The organism is Roseateles agri, from assembly GCF_034043675.1.
Taxonomy (GTDB): domain Bacteria; phylum Pseudomonadota; class Gammaproteobacteria; order Burkholderiales; family Burkholderiaceae_C; genus KK5.
Genome location: NZ_JAXCLA010000003.1, coordinates 639,616 through 654,641, shown reverse-complemented (window position 1 = coordinate 654,641; position 15,026 = coordinate 639,616). Strand labels below are relative to the sequence as shown.

13 protein-coding genes are annotated in these 15,026 nt (G+C 67.1%); 4 read left to right on the top strand and 9 right to left on the bottom strand.

What is annotated here, in order from left to right; all coding sequences use genetic code 11:
* Window positions 1-26 precede the first annotated feature (26 nt).
* Together SNE35_RS11190 and SNE35_RS11185 are read left to right on the top strand one after the other, a co-directional pair.
* Entirely contained in the window at window positions 27-935 is a 909-nt protein-coding gene (locus SNE35_RS11190) for an ABC transporter ATP-binding protein (protein WP_320422981.1), read from the top strand.
* A gap of 10 nt (window positions 936-945) precedes the next feature.
* Window positions 946-4,539, top strand: coding sequence for an ABC transporter permease/M1 family aminopeptidase (locus SNE35_RS11185; protein WP_320422980.1), 3,594 nt, complete (start codon window positions 946-948; stop codon window positions 4,537-4,539).
* Window positions 4,540-4,601: 62 nt separating this feature from the next.
* On the opposite strand, the gene SNE35_RS11180 is transcribed toward SNE35_RS11185, so the two are convergent.
* Both SNE35_RS11180 and SNE35_RS11175 read right to left on the bottom strand, forming a co-directional pair.
* The gene (locus SNE35_RS11180) at window positions 4,602-6,818 is read right to left on the bottom strand and encodes a M36 family metallopeptidase (protein WP_320422979.1); all 2,217 of its coding nucleotides are present in this window, start codon (window positions 6,816-6,818) and stop codon (window positions 4,602-4,604) included.
* A gap of 36 nt (window positions 6,819-6,854) precedes the next feature.
* Window positions 6,855-7,481: a PEP-CTERM sorting domain-containing protein gene (locus SNE35_RS11175; RefSeq protein WP_320422978.1), complete on the bottom strand. Its 627-nt coding sequence runs from the start codon at window positions 7,479-7,481 to the stop codon at window positions 6,855-6,857.
* Between the two features lie 338 nt (window positions 7,482-7,819).
* Here SNE35_RS11175 and SNE35_RS11170 point away from each other — a divergent pair, with 338 nt between their 5' ends.
* Window positions 7,820-8,989 carry an aminotransferase class V-fold PLP-dependent enzyme gene (locus SNE35_RS11170; RefSeq protein ID WP_320422977.1) on the top strand — a complete coding sequence of 390 codons (1,170 nt, stop codon included), beginning with the start codon at window positions 7,820-7,822 and terminating at the stop codon, window positions 8,987-8,989.
* Here SNE35_RS11170 and SNE35_RS11165 read toward each other — a convergent pair.
* The 3 genes from SNE35_RS11165 to SNE35_RS11155 are packed head-to-tail and all read right to left on the bottom strand — an operon-like array spanning window position 8,983 to window position 10,664.
* Window positions 8,983-9,636 (bottom strand): amino acid ABC transporter permease, encoded by a 654-nt coding sequence (locus SNE35_RS11165; protein WP_320422976.1) that lies wholly within the window; start codon window positions 9,634-9,636, stop codon window positions 8,983-8,985. The two genes, SNE35_RS11170 and SNE35_RS11165, sit on opposite strands and share 7 nt — an antisense overlap.
* The gene (locus SNE35_RS11160; RefSeq protein WP_320422975.1) at window positions 9,636-10,424 is read right to left on the bottom strand and encodes a transporter substrate-binding domain-containing protein; all 789 of its coding nucleotides are present in this window, start codon (window positions 10,422-10,424) and stop codon (window positions 9,636-9,638) included. Before SNE35_RS11160 ends, SNE35_RS11165 begins: the two co-directional genes overlap by 1 nt.
* 60 nt (window positions 10,425-10,484) lie before the next feature.
* Complete coding sequence (locus SNE35_RS11155; protein ID WP_320422974.1) at window positions 10,485-10,664, bottom strand: hypothetical protein; 180 nt, start codon at window positions 10,662-10,664, stop codon at window positions 10,485-10,487.
* Window positions 10,665-10,800: 136 nt separating this feature from the next.
* Between SNE35_RS11155 and SNE35_RS11150 the strand changes: the two genes are divergently transcribed.
* A complete protein-coding gene (locus tag SNE35_RS11150) occupies window positions 10,801-11,712 on the top strand; it encodes a LysR family transcriptional regulator (protein WP_320422973.1) in 912 nt (303 codons plus the stop codon).
* A 9-nt stretch (window positions 11,713-11,721) separates the two neighbouring features.
* On the opposite strand, the gene SNE35_RS11145 is transcribed toward SNE35_RS11150, so the two are convergent.
* Genes SNE35_RS11145 through SNE35_RS11130 form a run of 4 tightly spaced genes read right to left on the bottom strand, consistent with a single transcriptional unit; the run spans window position 11,722 to window position 15,003 of the window.
* Window positions 11,722-12,222 carry an endonuclease V gene (locus SNE35_RS11145; protein WP_320422972.1) on the bottom strand — a complete coding sequence of 167 codons (501 nt, stop codon included), beginning with the start codon at window positions 12,220-12,222 and terminating at the stop codon, window positions 11,722-11,724.
* Window positions 12,219-12,596: a hypothetical protein gene (locus tag SNE35_RS11140; protein WP_320422971.1), complete on the bottom strand. Its 378-nt coding sequence runs from the start codon at window positions 12,594-12,596 to the stop codon at window positions 12,219-12,221. Before SNE35_RS11140 ends, SNE35_RS11145 begins: the two co-directional genes overlap by 4 nt.
* 30 nt (window positions 12,597-12,626) lie before the next feature.
* Window positions 12,627-12,911, bottom strand: a complete 285-nt coding sequence (locus tag SNE35_RS11135) for a hypothetical protein (protein WP_320422970.1) — start codon at window positions 12,909-12,911, stop codon at window positions 12,627-12,629.
* A 37-nt stretch (window positions 12,912-12,948) separates the two neighbouring features.
* Entirely contained in the window at window positions 12,949-15,003 is a 2,055-nt protein-coding gene (locus SNE35_RS11130) for an ATP-dependent helicase (protein ID WP_320422969.1), read from the bottom strand.
* Between the last annotated feature and the right edge of the window lie 23 nt (window positions 15,004-15,026).

Genomic DNA, 15,026 nt, shown 5'->3' with positions numbered 1-15,026 from the left:
ATCAACAAAACCAAGAAACCCTTCCGATGCTCACGCTCACCGACCTCAGCCACGTCTACGCCAACGGCACCCGCGCGCTCGACGGCGCCAGCCTCGAGATCCCCACCGGCATGTTCGGCCTGCTCGGGCCCAACGGCGCCGGCAAGTCCACGCTGATGCGCTGCATCGCCACCCTGCAGGCGCCCAGCAGCGGCAGCATCCGCTTCCGTCACACCGAGGGCGACATCGACGTGCTGAAGGAGCCCGAGCGGCTGCGCGCCACCTTGGGCTACCTGCCGCAGGATTTCGGCGTCTACCCGCGCGTGTCGGCCTACGAGCTGCTGGACCATCTGGCCGTGCTGAAGGGCATCGCCGGCCGCGGCGAACGCAAGGACACGGTGGAGACCTTGCTGCAGCAGGTCAACCTCTGGGAGGTGCGCAAGAAGGCCGTGGCCGGCTACTCGGGCGGCATGCGCCAGCGCTTCGGCGTGGCCCAGGCGCTGATCGGCCAGCCCCGGTTGATCATCGTGGACGAACCCACCGCCGGCCTCGACCCCGAGGAGCGCAACCGCTTCAACAACCTGCTGGCCGCGATCGGCGAGAACGTGGTCGTGATCCTGTCCACCCACATCGTGGACGACGTGGCGGACCTGTGCCCGCGCATGGCCATCATCAACCAGGGCCGCATCGTGCTGAGCGGCGCGCCGCAGCAGCTGACGCAGACACTGCGCGGCCGCGTCTGGCGCCGCGCCGTGGGCAGCGCGGCGGAGCTGGCCGAACTGCAGGCCGCGATGCTGGTGATCTCGCACCGGCTGCGCGGCGGACGCACCGTCGTCCACGTGCTGGCCGATGAGGCGCCGGGCGCCGGCTTCGAGCCGGTGGACGGCTCGCTGGAAGACCTGTACTTCGCCACGCTGGCGCAGTCCCGCCGCGCAGCGGCTCCAGCCACCGCTTGAGGGTCAGGTCATGCTAAGCAAGATCGCCGCCTTCGAGCTGCGCTACCAACTGCGCTCGCCACTGTTCGTGGTGAGCTTCATCCTGTTCTTCCTGCTGGCCTTCGGCGCGACGACGCTCGATCAGATCCAGATCGGCGCCCGCGGTAACGTCAACATCAACGCGCCCTACGCGATCCTGCAGACGCTGGGCATCATGAACGTGTTCGCGGTCTTCGTCGTCACGGCCTTCGTCGCCAACGTCGTGATCCGCGACGACGAGACCGGCTTCGCGCCGATCCTGCGAGCCACTCGCGTGGGCAAGTTCGACTACCTGATCGGCCGTTTCGTCGGCGCCACCACCGTCGCCTTCCTGGTCACGGCGGCCGTGCCGCTGGCGATCCTGGTCGGCTCGTGGATGCCCTGGCTGGACGCCGAGAAGATCGGCCCGCTGCACATCACGCACTACGTCTACGCGCTGTTCCTCTACGGCCTGCCGACCCTGCTGGTGATGAGTGCGGGCTTCTTCGCGCTGGCCACCGCCACGCGCTCGATGATGTGGAGCTACATCGGTGCCGTGGCCTTCCTGGTGCTGTTCGTGGCCACGCGCATCATGCTGCGCGACCCCGTGCACGACACGATCTCCGGCCTCAGCGATCCGTTCGCGCTCAGCACGCTGAACCGCATCACCCGCTACTGGACGGCTTCCGACCGCAACACCTTGCTGCCGCCGTTGGAAGGCGTGCTGCTGTGGAACCGGCTGCTGTGGCTGGGCATCGCCTTCGCGTTGCTGGCGCTGGCCTACCGGCTCTTCCGCTTCGAGACGCGCGGCGTGGCTGTCAGCAAGCAAGCTAAAAACAAGAAGGCCGCCGCTGATCCGGCACCCACGCCGCGCCCGCTGGCCGCGCCGTCCAGCCCCGCCGCCGCGCGCTGGCCGCAGTTCCGTGCGCTGGCCGGCTTCGACATGCGCTTCGTGTTCAAGAGCCCGGCCTTCTTCGTGCTGCTGGTCATCGGCGTGTTCAACGCCTTCGGCGCGCTGACCGACACGACCGAGCTGCGCGGCGTCAACTACCTGCCGGTGACGCGCGCCATCATCGACGCGCTGCAGGGCAGCTTCACCTTCATCCCGACGATCATCGCCGTCTACTACGCGGGCGAGCTGGTCTGGCGCGACCGCGAGCGGCGCATCCACGAGATCGTCGACGCGAGCGCGGCGCCGAACTGGGCGCACCTGCTGCCCAAGGTGCTGGCCATCGCCGGCGTGCTGCTGGCCACGCTGCTGGTCGCCGTGGCCACCGGCATGCTCTGGCAGCTGGCGCACGGCTACACGCGGCTGGACCCGGCGGCCTACGCGCTGTGGTTCGTGCTGCCGAACCTGATCACCGCGCTGCTGCTGGCCGTGCTTGCCGTCTTCGCGCAGGCGCTGGTGCCGCACAAGTTCATTGGCTGGGCGCTGATGCTGGTCTACGTCGTCGCCGGCATCACGCTCTCGATGCTGGGCTTCGAGCACAAGCTCTACAACTATGCGGACACGGCCGCGGTGCCGCTGTCGGACATGAACCGCATGGGCCGCTTCTGGATCGGCCGCGCCTGGCACCAGGCCTACTGGCTGGCCTTCGCGGCAATGCTGCTGGTCGGCACGCAGCTCTTGTGGCGGCGCGGCGCGGAGACGCGGCTGCGCCCGCGGCTGGCGCTGGTCGGCACACGGCTGCGCGGCCCCGCGGGCTTGGCGCTGGGCATCGCGGCGCTGGCCTGGGTCGGCACCGGCGCCTGGATCTGGCACAACACCAATCAGCTGAACCGCTACGTCACCCAGCCCGAGGCCGAGCAGCTCGCGGCCGACGTCGAGAAGACCCTGCTGCCCTTCGAGAATCTGCCGCAGCCGACGATCACCGACGTGCGGCTGGACGTGCAGCTCTACCCGCAGCGCACCCGCGCCGAGGTCAACGGCAGCTACCGGATCGAGAACCGCACCGGCCAGCCGCTGGCCCGCGTGGACATCGAGCAGAACCCGAAGCTAACGGACGTGACGCTGAAGCTCGACGGCGCCTCGCTGCAGCAGGACTGGCCGCTGTTCGGCCACCGCATCTACAAGCTGGAGCCGCCGATGCAGCCCGGCGAGCAGCGCACCTTGCAGTTCGCCGCCGTGCTGGAGGAACGCGGCTTCGTCAACGGCACACCGCAGACGCGCATCTTGCCCAACGGCAGCTTCCTCGACAACTTCGAGGTGACGCCGCAGTTCGGCGTGAGCCGCCGCGGGCTGCTGGACGACCGCAGCAAGCGGCGCAAGCATGGCCTGCCCGCCGAGCTGCGGCCCGCCAAGCTGGAGGACACGGCCGCCACCGCCCACCACTACCTGCGTGATGACAGCGCCTGGGTCAACGCCGAGATCCACCTGACGACCGACGCCGACCAGACCCCGATCGCTCCCGGCACCAAGCTCAGCGACACGACGACCGACGGCCGCCGCACCCTGGTGACGCGCACCGAGGCGCCGATCCTGAACTTCTTCTCGCTGCAATCGGCCCGCTATGCCGAGAAGCATGACAGCTGGCACGGCGCGGACGGCAAGCCGGTGGACCTCGCCGTCTACTACGAGCCCGCGCACGACGCCAACGCGCCGCGCATGCTGGCGGCGATGAAGGCCTCGCTGTCGCTGTTCAGCGAGCAGTTCTCGCCCTTCCAGTTCAACCAGCTGCGCATCCTCGAGTTCCCCGCCTACGCGAACTTCGCCCAGTCCTTCGCCGGCACGGTGCCGTACTCGGAGGGCATCGGCTTCATCCAGAACTTCGACGACAAGCAGCAGGACAGCAAGATCGATCTCGTCACCTACGTCACCGCCCACGAGGTTGCGCACCAGTGGTGGGCGCATCAGATCATCGGTGCCGACAAGCAGGGCGCGACGATGCTCAGCGAGACCTTCGCCCAGTACTCGGCGCTGCTGGTGATGGAGAAGCTCTACGGCCGAGAACAGCTGCGCAAGTTCGCGAAGTACGAACTGGACAGTTACCTGCGCTCGCGCGGCGGAGAGCTGATCGAGGAGCTGCCGCTGGATCGCGTCGAGAACCAGCCCTACATCCACTACCGCAAGGGCGCGCTGGTGATGTACTGGCTGAAGGAGGCCGTCGGCGAAGAGGTCGTCAACCGCGCGCTGCGCAAGCTGCTGGCGGAGTACGCCTTCAAGCCCGCGCCCTTCCCCTCAAGCACCGATTTCCTGCGCCTGCTGCGCGCCGAGGCCACCCCTGCCCAGCAGCAGCTGATCACCGACCTGTTCGAGAAAATCACGCTGTACGACATGAAGGCACTCGATGCGAAGGCCACGAAGCGCGCCGATGGCCGCTACGACGTGAGCTTCACCATCGAGGCGCGCAAGCTCTACGCCGATGGCCGCGGCAAGGAGACCGAGGCGCCGCTAGACGAGGCCTTCGACATCGGCGTGTTCAGCGCCGAGCCGGGCAAGGCCGGCTATACGCGCGACGCGGTGCTGCTGCTGGAGCGCCGCGCGCTGCACGGCGGCCGCCAGCAGATCAGCGTCGTCGTGGACAAGCCACCGGCCTTCGTCGGCGTGGACCCGTTCAACCTGCGCATCGACCGCAATTCGGACGACAACTTGGCCCGCGTCGAATAGAGAAAGAAAAAGGCCCTCGCTTTCGCGAGGGCCTCGGAGCAATCAGCCGCGAGCAGCGATATTTACTGGCATTCGGCCGGCAGCGTGAACGACTGGACGATGGTCGGCACCGCCGTGTCGCTGGTGGTGCGGGTGCCGCTGGCGCCCACGCCGACGCCGTATTGCGCGAAGGCCTTCCAGACGATGCACTTCTCGGCCTGCGTGCCGCCGGTGTTCAGCGAGGTCAGCATGCCGTCGCGCATCGTTTCCACCGCCGGGCGGGCAGCGGTGTAGTGCATGCCGTCCACCCAGATGTCGAACAGGCGGCTGCGGCCCGTGTCACCGAACAGCTGGATCATGCGCCAGACGATGGCGGCGTAGATCTCGCCGTCGTTGTGCACTTCAGGCGTGCCGACATGGCCCCAGTTGGCGTAGGTGTACGGGTAATTGGTGTACGGGAAACGACGCAGGCCGGTGGGATTGGCGTTGGCGTAGGTACCCATCACGTCGGTGCCGTTGATCAGCATCGCGCAGCTGTCGCCGCCGCCTTCGCCGATGGCCCCGGCCATCGAGCCGCTCATCGTGCCGATCATGCGCCACGTGAGGCCGTGGCAGTACTCGTGATAGACGATGCCGGAATCGAGGTCGCCGTCCAGCGGGCCGGTGCCGCTGAGCTTGACCGAGGGTGCTCCCATCGCCAGGATCGCCGCGCCGTCTTCCGGCGAAACCATCACCGACGGGATGATGGGATCGGGCGTGGTGCCGTCACCACCCATCGAGATGTAGCCGGTGGCGTTGTTGACCACGATCACGCCGGTGGCGCCCGCCGCCTGGGCCGCACGCACCTTGCTGATGAAGCTGCAGGTGCCGCGCTGGACCAGGGCGATCTTGCCTGCCACGCTGCTGCCGACCGTGGTGCAGGCGTCGTACGGCGAGGCTTGTGCGATCGCGCCGAACAAGGTGGCCGTGGGCGACAGCGCCGGACCGAAGCCGGCCGTGCCAGCCTGGTAGCTGGCGGGCGTGGGCGCGGTGATGTCCACCTTGCCGCCGCCGCTCCACAGGTACATCTGCATGCGCGGCGTCGCGCCGTCGGTGTTGGTGCTGGCGAAATTGGCGTTGTTGGTGCCGCCGCCGTCCTGCGCCTCGGCGCGCACATGGTCGTTGCCCACGCCGCCGGTGCCGGTGGGATTCCTCTTCTGGAAGTTCTTGGCCGTCTCGGTAAAGCCGTGGCTGTAGAGGATGTCGTGGATGGTGTTGTTCAGGTAGAACAGATTGGTCAGCGCCACCTTCTTGTTGTTGGCGGAGCTGGGGGTCTCGTTTGCGTTCCAGGGCAGCGTCAGGCTCATCGTGTCGCCGAGCGAAGCGCCATCAGGCTGGTTGTTGTTGTCGACGTCGAGGTAGGCACTGACGGCGTTGCCGTCCACCACCCACTGGCGGCTGGTGCTGCGCACCTGGCTCAGGTTGATGCTGGACAGCCAGCTGTTCGGACGGCTGACCACGGCCTGCGGCGTCTTCTGCGGGTCCACCGCATAGACGTTGTAGTTGTGGCTGGAAGTCTGGCGCTGCGTATAGAGCACGCTGCCGGTGCTACCGACGAGGGTATGGTCGAGCAGGTTCTCCTTCTCGCTCCACGTTTCCACCAGCCAGCCCTTGGCCAACGTGCCATCGCTCATCGGCACGACCACGGCCTGGGCGCTGGGGGATTGGTAGAAGAAGCTGCCGCCGTCGAAGGTGGCGGCCGTGGCGGTGGCCGTCAGCGGGGTGAAGGTGGCGCTGACCTTCGGATGCACGCGCGTCATGGTGGCTCGCAGCGCGGTGACGGCATCGGCCCGCGATGTCGCGACGGCGGTGGTCGGCACGGCGGCCAGGGCGTCGATCACATGGATCAGGTTGCCGGAGCGGTCGTAGGCGGCCTTCACGTAGGAGCCGTACACGGGCAGGCCGTCGACCACCTGCACATAGCGGATGTGGGTGACGGCGCCATTGCCCATGTCCTTGCCGATGTGGGCCTCACCGTCCTGCTGCAAGGTGGCCAGCGTGGCGGCGCTGCGGCCGTGCTGGCTGAGCACGGCGTTGAGCGTGGCGGCCTTGCCGCCCTTGGCCGCGGCGGCCAGGATCTGCCCGTTACCGCCGCCGTAGGTGGCCGAGGCGGGTTCGGCGTAGCTGGCCGTGGCGCCGATGATGATGCCGGTCTTGCTGACGGCGGGGGTGGCCGTGATGGCGGCAAATGCGGAGGAGCCGCAGGCAAGCGCAGCAGCCAGCACGGTCAGGCGCAATGTGGACACTCGATCGAGTTGCATGAGTTCTCTCTTTCGTGATCTGGGGTGTTGTCGGGATCAGGCGGCGCGGCGGCGGCGGGCGGCCAGCAGCACGCCGACCATGCCCAGGGCCATCAAGCCGTAGGTGCCGGGTTCGGGCACGGCGGTGGCCGCCGTCACAGCCAGCGTCAGCGTGCCGCTGTTCCACATGCCATCCTTGGCTCCGACGATGTCATCCCAGGTCTCATAGAACTCCAGGCGCAGCTTGCCGTCGCTGCCCACGGCGAAGGACAGGTTGGCGGCGGTCAGGTCCACCAGACCCGACGAGACGTACGACGCGGTGCCCGCGGCGTTGGTCGCGCTCGGGGCCAGCGAGATGGCCGTGTCCTGGGTGGCGACGCTGTCCGAGAACTGCACGGCGATGTCCGACAACCAGCTGGGCGAGGTGGCCGTGAGATTGACGTTCCAGCCCACCTGGTCGAGCGTCGAGCCCGCGCCGATGTTCAGCAGCGCGACCACGTTGGACGCATCGCCCAGCGTGCCCCAGCTGGCAATGCCGCTCACATCGAAGGTGAGCAGCGTGGTCACGCCGTTGGCAGCGGGGCTGACGGCGATGGGGCTCAGGGTGATGACGTTCGCAGCCATGGCGGACGCCGGCAGCAAAACGGCGGCAACCGCCGCCGACAAGGCAAACTTCTTCAGCATGAAATCTCCTGGGTATGGATGAACGACAACAGCAATGCGCGGTTGTTACCCGTGTCGGGCGCATAGGCATTGATCTGGTCGCGGCGACTTTGCCATGCACAACAGACAGCAATACTCTGTAAAAACCCTTTGCGGCTTGAGATGAAAACCCTGAGCACCACCTGACTTCATAGGTATTCAGATTGGCACAGGCGTCACGAGCGCACTCGTCCGTTCGAAAATCGCACAAATCGGCCACAACACGGCGGTTCGGGATTCGTGCCGGCCACCCGCTGCTGCGACGTCGGCGCTGAACACCGCACCACAATAGGCGGCACCCACCTCCCAGGCCCGCCACGATGACGACGCATGCCGCGCTGCTGAAACCGCTGTTCCTGCTCGATCCCTCGATCACCTTCCTGAACCACGGGTCCTTCGGCGCTTGCCCGCAGCCGGTGCTGGATGCCTGCCAGGCCTGGCAGCGCGAGATGGAGCGCAACCCGGTCGAGTTCCTGTCGCGGCGTTCGGCCGCGCTGTTGCTCGAGGCCCGCGAGGCGCTGGCCGCCTTCGTCGGCACGACGGCCGACCGGCTGGTCTTCATGCCCAACGCGACGACCGCCGTCTACACGGTGATCCAGTCGCTGGCGCTGGGCCCGGGCGATGAGATCCTGACGACCGACCATGAGTACGGCGCCTGCGAAGCAGGCTGGGACCATGTGGCGGCCCGCAGCGGCGCACGCCGCGTCGCCATACCGATCCCGCTGCCGCTGGACGCCGCCGACTACGCGGACCGCATCTGGGCGGGCGTCACGCCGCGCACCCGCGTGCTCTTCCTCAGTCACATCAGCTCGCAGAGCGCGTTGGTCTTTCCGATCGCCGAGCTGATCGCACGGGCCCGCACCGCCGGCATCATCAGCATCGTCGACGGCGCCCATGCGCCGGGGCAGGTGCCGCTGGCGCTCGACACGCTCGGCGCGGACTTCTACGCCGGCAACTGCCACAAATGGCTCTGCGCACCGAAGGGCGCGGCCTTCCTCTACGCACGGCCCGAACAGCAGGCGCTGCTGCAGGCGACGACGGTGTCCTGGGGCTACCAGGAGCCGCCCGTGCCGGCCCAGGCCGCCTACCTCGGCGACACGATCTTCGAACGCCGCCTGCAGTGGCAGGGCACGCGCGACATCAGCCCCTGGCTCAGCGTGCCCGCGGCCATCGATTTCCAGCGGCGGCACGACTGGGACGACGTGCGCGCCGACAGCCACGCCCGCGCGATCCGCCTGCTGGAGCGCGTCTGCGCGCTGACCGGCCTGCCCTCGATCGGCACGCCGGAGGATTTCGCCCAGATGGTGCCGCTGCCCGTGCCGATGATGGATGGCGCGGCGCTGAAGGCCCGGCTGTTCGACGAGTTCCGCATCGAAGTGCCCGTGACCTCGCACAGCGGCCGCTTGCTCGTGCGCGCCTCGTTCCAGGGCTACAACGGCGACGACGATGCGGACGCGCTCTACGAAGCGCTGCGCGCCATCGTTCAGTGAGGGTAGGCGAGGCGCTTTTCCATCCGCCGCTGCAACTGCTCGAAGCTCAGGCTCAGTAGCCAGTAGATGCCAGCCGCGGCCACGTAGAGCGGAAAGGGCTGGAAGGTCGTCGAGATCAATTCCTTGGTCGCCAGCATCAGCTCGGTCACGGCGATGACGGAGACCAGCGAGGTGTCCTTGATCAGGCTGATCAGGCTGTTCGACAGGCTCGGCACTGCCGCGCGCAAGGCCTGTGGAGCGACGACGTGGCGCAAGGTCTGCCGGCGCGTCAGCCCGAGGCTGGTGCCGGCCAGCCACTGGCCCTGCGCCACCGCGGCGATCGCACCGCGCAGCGTCTCGCTCATGTAGGCGGCGACGTTCAAGGTCAGGGTCAGGATGCCCGCGGTGATCGGCGACAGCTCGATGCCCACGCCCGGCAGCCCGTAGTAGACGAGGAAGATCTGCACCAGCAGCGGCGTGCCGCGCATCGCGCTGACGTAGACGGCCGCGAGCCGGCTCAGGCCGCGCACATCGAGCACGCGGATCAAGGTCACCAGCCCCGCCACCGGCAGGCCCAGCGCCATCGAGGCGACGGCGAACAGCAGCGTGTAGCCGGTGCCCTTGAGCATCACCGGCCAGGCCAGCGCGAACAGCGAGGCGAGATCCATCAGCGGCCGGCCGGAGCCTTGCTCACGTCACGCTCGAACCACTTGGCCGAGATCTTGGCGTAGCTGCCATCGGCCTTCATGTCGTCCAGCGCCTTGTCGATCGCAGCCTTGAACTTCGGGCTGCCCTTGCGGAACGGAATCGCGTTGCTGTCGGGCTTGCCGATCGGCGCACCGGCCTTGATCGGCAGCTTGGTCTTCTCGCGCAGGTAAGGAATCAGCAGGCTGTCGTTGATCGCCACGTCGATGCGGCCGCTGGCGAGATCCTGCAGGTATTCCGGCGCGCCCGGATAGGTGCGCACCTCGGCGCCCTCGATGCTCTTGGCCAGTTCCGCGAAGTTGCTGCCCTGGCCGACGCCGATCTTCTTGCCCTTCAGGTCAGCCGGCGTGTCGAGCTTGCGCGTCTCGTTCGCCCGCACGATCAGCTGCGGGTACGAGATGACGTAGGGTCCGCTGAAATCGAAGGTCTGGCGACGCTGGTCGGTGGCCGCCACCTGGTTGACGATCACGTCGTACTTGCCCGCCTGCAGCCCGGCCAGGATGCCGCTCCACTCGGTCGTCGTGAACTCGGGCTTCACGCCCAGCTTGGCCGCGATCGCCTCGGCGACTTCGACGTCGAAGCCGGTCAGCTTGCCCTTCTCGTCCTTGTAGTTGAACGGCGGGTAGGTGCCCTCGCAGGCGATGCGCAGGGTGCCGCGGGCCTTGACCTCATCGAGCAGGTCGGCGGCGCGGGCGGCGGAGCCGACGGCCAGAAGGCTGGCGAACAGTGCGATCGTGATGCTTGACTTCATGCGGGACTCCTTCGAAACGCGGAGTCGGCATGTTGCCACTTTCCTTGCGAAGTTCGGGTCTTACCGAGCCTCGACGCACGCCGTTGCCACGACTTCGGCCTTCTGGGGGACATCGGCCGGCGCCATCCGGCCTGCGGCGATGCTGGCCACCAGCAGCAGCGATGCGCCGATGTAGCGCCATCGCGTGACATTCACTGCCAGCTCTCCGTCGTCGGTGACGCGCGTCTGCTCGTTGCCCATGCTGTTTCTCCAGTCCTTGGTCTGCCTTGATTCGTGGCACCGGAACCGGCAGCCACGGTCGATATTGAATCGATCCAAGCCTTCGGCAACAATGCGGAAATAGCGGCTATGCCTTCGGTTTACCCGAAGTGAGAAGATGAAGCCTGGATCGCGTCTCGACCTGGCCGACCTCCGGCTTTTCGTGGCCATTGCCGATGCCGGCAGCATTACCAAGGGGGCGGTACAGGTCAGCCTCGCCCTGGCCTCGGCCAGCGAGCGCCTGCGCAATATCGAGGAGGAAGCCGGCACGCCCTTGCTCGTCCGCCAGGCGCGCGGCGTCGTCACCACCGAGGCGGGCGAAGCCATGTTGCACCACGCCCGGCTGATCCTGCAGCAGCAGGGGCTGATGCGGCGCGAGCTGCAGGAGTTCGCGACCGGGCAGCGCGGCACCTTGCATCTCTACGCGAACACCTCGGCGCTCACCGAATACCTGCCGGGGCTGCTCGCCCCCTGGCTGAGCGCCCGACCCAAACTGCGGCTCGAACTGAAGGAGCGCAGCAGCGCCGAAATCGTCCGGACCGTGGCCAACGGCCATGCCGAGGCCGGCGTCGCCTCGGATGCCGTCGATGCGATGGGGCTCACACGCCTGCGCCTCTATCACGATCGCCTGGCCCTGATCTGCGCACCGCGGCACCGCCTGGCTCGTCACAAGCGTCTGCGATTCGAGCAGGTGCTCGGGGAACCCTTCGTCGGCCTCGCCGGCCGCAGCGCGCTGCAGGACATGATCGAAGGCCACGCGGAGGCGGCCGGCGGCCGCCTGCAGATCCGCATTCGCCTGAAGACCTTCGATGCGGTGTGCGAGGTGGTCTCGCACGGGATCGGCGTTGCGATCCTGCCGCTCAGCTCCGCCCTGCGGAACCAGCAGCGCTTCGACTTCAATGTCCTGGAACTGGACGATGCCTGGACATCGCGATGGCACTGCGCCTGCTTCCGCGACTGGAACGAATTAAGCGCGCCGATGCAGAGCCTATTGACCCACCTGCAGGCTTCGTTGTCGCCTGAAAGCTGAGGCGCGGGTTCAGTCCCCGTTCTTCGCCAGACGCGCCACGAGCTTCATCAAGGTCGGGATACGCTTCCTGCCGTGCATCGCACGCAGGCGCGCCTTGGCCGCGCCGATGTCGATGCCCGCGCATGTCACGAGCAGCGGCTTCGTTTCCTCTTCCCGCGTGACCTCGAACTGAGACGACAGGCCGGGCAGACCCGACTTCGAAACCCCGACGACGGGCACGACGCCGCCCAACGCATGAAACAGATGCTGGCCGAGACCCGGCGTCTCATCGGCATCGAGATGAACGAACCCGTCGATGAGGATCAACTCCGGCTCCAGCCTGTGCTCGCGCAGCAGCTGCATCACGCAGGGCAGCTCGCGGAGATCGAGCGATCCGCGCTCCGCCTTCTCGACATGGGCGATGCGCGAGAGATAGGTCTTCGTCGCCTCCGCCGAATCCCAAGCCTCGAAAGCCACAGCGGCGGCATGCGCCTGCGCGCCATCGAAATGAACAGCGATTGCGAGTTTCATGAAGCGAAGTAGAACCTGATCAAGGCAACGGAGAGAGCAAAAAGATAGCCGTAGCCAAAGCGGTCGATTCGCAAGACGTGCTGCCCGCGACGCGTTCGCCACGCCCCGATGCCCGCCATGACACAACCCACGGCGATCGGTGTCACCACCAGATTGGCGACGCGCCACGGGCCTTGCACCAGGTTGTTCGGGAACGCCAGCAGGCTCAGGCCGCCAAGTGCTGCACCGAACAGCGCGTAACCGATCGCGGCCAACCAGGGATTCGGTGGCCGGCGAAATGGTTCCGCTAGCGAGCGGAAGCCCATCTCGATCAGCGCCTCGACGATGACCTGGAGGAGGAATTCGCCCAGCAGGCCGAAGATGAATTCGAGCACGAGATTAAATCCGGAGCGTCAACCGCAGGGTCAGGTCTTGTCGGTCTTCGCAGACGCAGATCGCACATCGTCCACAAGCTTCATGGCCTGCTTCACATCGGCACCCGACTCCTGCCGGTACAGGCGCATCGCATCGATATCCTGCCCGGCGCGGGCCAGTTTCAGGACTTCTTCCGAGGGCTCCAAGGAGCGGTTCGGACCGGCGCCTTGCATTGCAAGGAGCTGTTTGACGTTCACCTCCAGGGAGGCGAGCCTGCGAAGCAGTTCAACGAGCAGGAGGGCTATTGCAACGAGCGCAAACGTTTCGAATTGCATGGCGACCGCGGTAGTTCGGGGAACTCGATGCTACGTCTCAATCCGCCTTGCTCTGCGCCGCCGCCGTCACGGCCGCCTTCGCCGCCATCTGCTCGCGCAGCTTCTTCAGCTTCTCGCGCGGGTCTTCTTTGGTCTGCGATTCGTGCAGGCGCATCTCAGCGATGAAGCGGCTGGGGATGCCCATCACCGTTTCGCGGTTCTTCTTGCGGCGGCGCAAGGTGCTCACCGCCAAGGTCGTGCGTGCGCGGGTGATGCCGACATACATCAGGCGGCGTTCTTCCTCGAGGCGCTGCGGGGTCATGTCTTCATCCTCGGCCTTGAAGGGCAGCAAGCCTTCGTTGACGCCGGCGAGGAAGACGTGTGGCCACTCGAGGCCCTTCGAGGCGTGCAAGGTCGTCAGGGTGACCTGGTCCTGCTCCTCGCCGCGCTCGGCCAGCGAGAGGATCACGCTGATGGTCTGCGCGACCTGCAGCACGCTCTGCTTCTCGGCCTCGACGGTGGCACCGCCGTCCTGCGTGATCTGGCCGCCGCAGCGGCGCGAGACCCAGTCGACGAAGTCCAGCACATTGCTCCAGCGGGCGGCGCCGACCTTCTCGTTCTCCTCGCTGTCGAGCAGGTGCTGCTCGTAGCCGATGTCCTTCAGCCAGTCCATCAGCAGCACGCGCGCGTCTTCGGCGCCGAAGGTGGTGCGGCAGCGAAATTCGAGCTCGTTGATGGTGCGGCCGAACTCGTGCAGTTGGTCCACCGCACGGCGCGGCAACACGGTGTGCAGAGTCTCGGCGAACAGCGCCTCGAACATGCTGCACTTCCACTTGCCGGAGAACTCGCTCAGGCCGCCCAGCGTCGTGTGGCCGATGCCGCGCTTGGGCGTCGTGACCGCACGCAGGAAGGCGGGGTCGTCGTCCTGGTTCACCAGCAGGCGCAGCCAGCCGCAGAGGTCCTTGATCTCGGCCTTGTCGAAGAAGCTCTGGCCGCCGCTGACCTTGTAGGGAATCTCGGCGCGGCGCAGCGCCTTCTCGAACACGCGGGCCTGGTGGTTGGCGCGGTAGAGGATCGCGAAGTCGGCGTAGTTCGGCGCCTTGCCCTCGCTGCGCAGCGCGTTGATGCGGGCCACGGCGCGCTCGGCCTCGTGCTCCTCGCCGTCGGCCTCCAGCAGCGCCACCGGGTCGCCCTCGCCGAACTCGCTCCACAGCTTCTTCTCGTAGATCTTCGGGTTGACCGCGATCACGTTGTTGGCGGCGCGCAGGATCGCGCTGGTGGAGCGGTAGTTCTGCTCCAGCGGGATCACTTTGAGCTGCGGGAAGTCCTGCGGCAGGCGCTTCAGGTTCTCGATGGTGGCGCCGCGCCAGCCGTAGATGCTCTGGTCGTCGTCGCCCACCGCGGTGAACATCGCGCGTTCGCCCACGAGCTGCTTGACCAGTTCGTACTGCACCGAGTTCGTGTCCTGGTACTCGTCCACCAGCAGGTAGCGCAAGGTGTCCTGCCACTTGCCGCGCGCCTCCGCGTCGCTGGCGAACAGGCGCAGCGGCAGCGAGATCAGGTCGTCGAAGTCGACCGCGCCATAGGCCGAGAGCCGATCCTGGTAGCGCTCCATCACGATGGCGGCGGCCCGCTCGTCGTCGTCCTTGGCCACCTTCAGCGCGTCCTGCGCGTTGTAGCCCTGGTTCTTCCACAGCGAGATGGTCCATTGCCAGTGCCGCGCCTGGCCCATGTCGGTGGTGCCACCGGCGTCCTTCAGCACGTTCAGCACGTCGTCGCTGTCGAGGATCGAGAACTGCTCCTTTAAGCCGACGCGCGGTCCCTCGGCGCGCAGGATGCGCACGCCCAGCGAGTGGAAGGTGGAGATCACCAGGTCCTTGGCCGCGCGCGCGCCGATCAGGTGGGTGGCGCGTTCGCGCATCTCCTGCGCGGCCTTGTTCGTGAAGGTGATCGCGCCGATGTTCTTGGCCGCGTAGCCGGCCTGCAACAGCCGCGCGATCTTCTGCGTGATCACGCTGGTCTTGCCCGAGCCGGCGCCGGCGATGACGAGGCAGGGGCCGTCCAGATGGTGGACGGCGGCGAGCTGGGCGGGGTTGAGCTGACGGGCGGCCATGGATTTACTGCAATGGAGCCGCG

Excerpts from the sequence above, each read along its gene's own strand:
- SNE35_RS11155 (WP_320422974.1), bottom strand. The coding sequence starts at position 10,664 with ATGGGCAACGAGCAGACGCGCGTCACCGACGACGGAGAGCTGGCAGTG.
- SNE35_RS11160 (WP_320422975.1), bottom strand. The coding sequence starts at position 10,424 with ATGAAGTCAAGCATCACGATCGCACTGTTCGCCAGCCTTCTGGCCGTC.
- SNE35_RS11185 (WP_320422980.1), top strand. The coding sequence starts at position 946 with ATGCTAAGCAAGATCGCCGCCTTCGAGCTGCGCTACCAACTGCGCTCG.
- SNE35_RS11130 (WP_320422969.1), bottom strand. The coding sequence starts at position 15,003 with ATGGCCGCCCGTCAGCTCAACCCCGCCCAGCTCGCCGCCGTCCACCAT.
- SNE35_RS11175 (WP_320422978.1), bottom strand. The coding sequence starts at position 7,481 with ATGCTGAAGAAGTTTGCCTTGTCGGCGGCGGTTGCCGCCGTTTTGCTG.
- SNE35_RS11190 (WP_320422981.1), top strand. The coding sequence starts at position 27 with ATGCTCACGCTCACCGACCTCAGCCACGTCTACGCCAACGGCACCCGC.
- SNE35_RS11145 (WP_320422972.1), bottom strand. The coding sequence starts at position 12,222 with ATGAAACTCGCAATCGCTGTTCATTTCGATGGCGCGCAGGCGCATGCC.
- SNE35_RS11180 (WP_320422979.1), bottom strand. The coding sequence starts at position 6,818 with ATGCAACTCGATCGAGTGTCCACATTGCGCCTGACCGTGCTGGCTGCT.
- SNE35_RS11170 (WP_320422977.1), top strand. The coding sequence starts at position 7,820 with ATGACGACGCATGCCGCGCTGCTGAAACCGCTGTTCCTGCTCGATCCC.
- SNE35_RS11150 (WP_320422973.1), top strand. The coding sequence starts at position 10,801 with ATGAAGCCTGGATCGCGTCTCGACCTGGCCGACCTCCGGCTTTTCGTG.
- SNE35_RS11135 (WP_320422970.1), bottom strand. The coding sequence starts at position 12,911 with ATGCAATTCGAAACGTTTGCGCTCGTTGCAATAGCCCTCCTGCTCGTT.
- SNE35_RS11165 (WP_320422976.1), bottom strand. The coding sequence starts at position 9,636 with ATGGATCTCGCCTCGCTGTTCGCGCTGGCCTGGCCGGTGATGCTCAAG.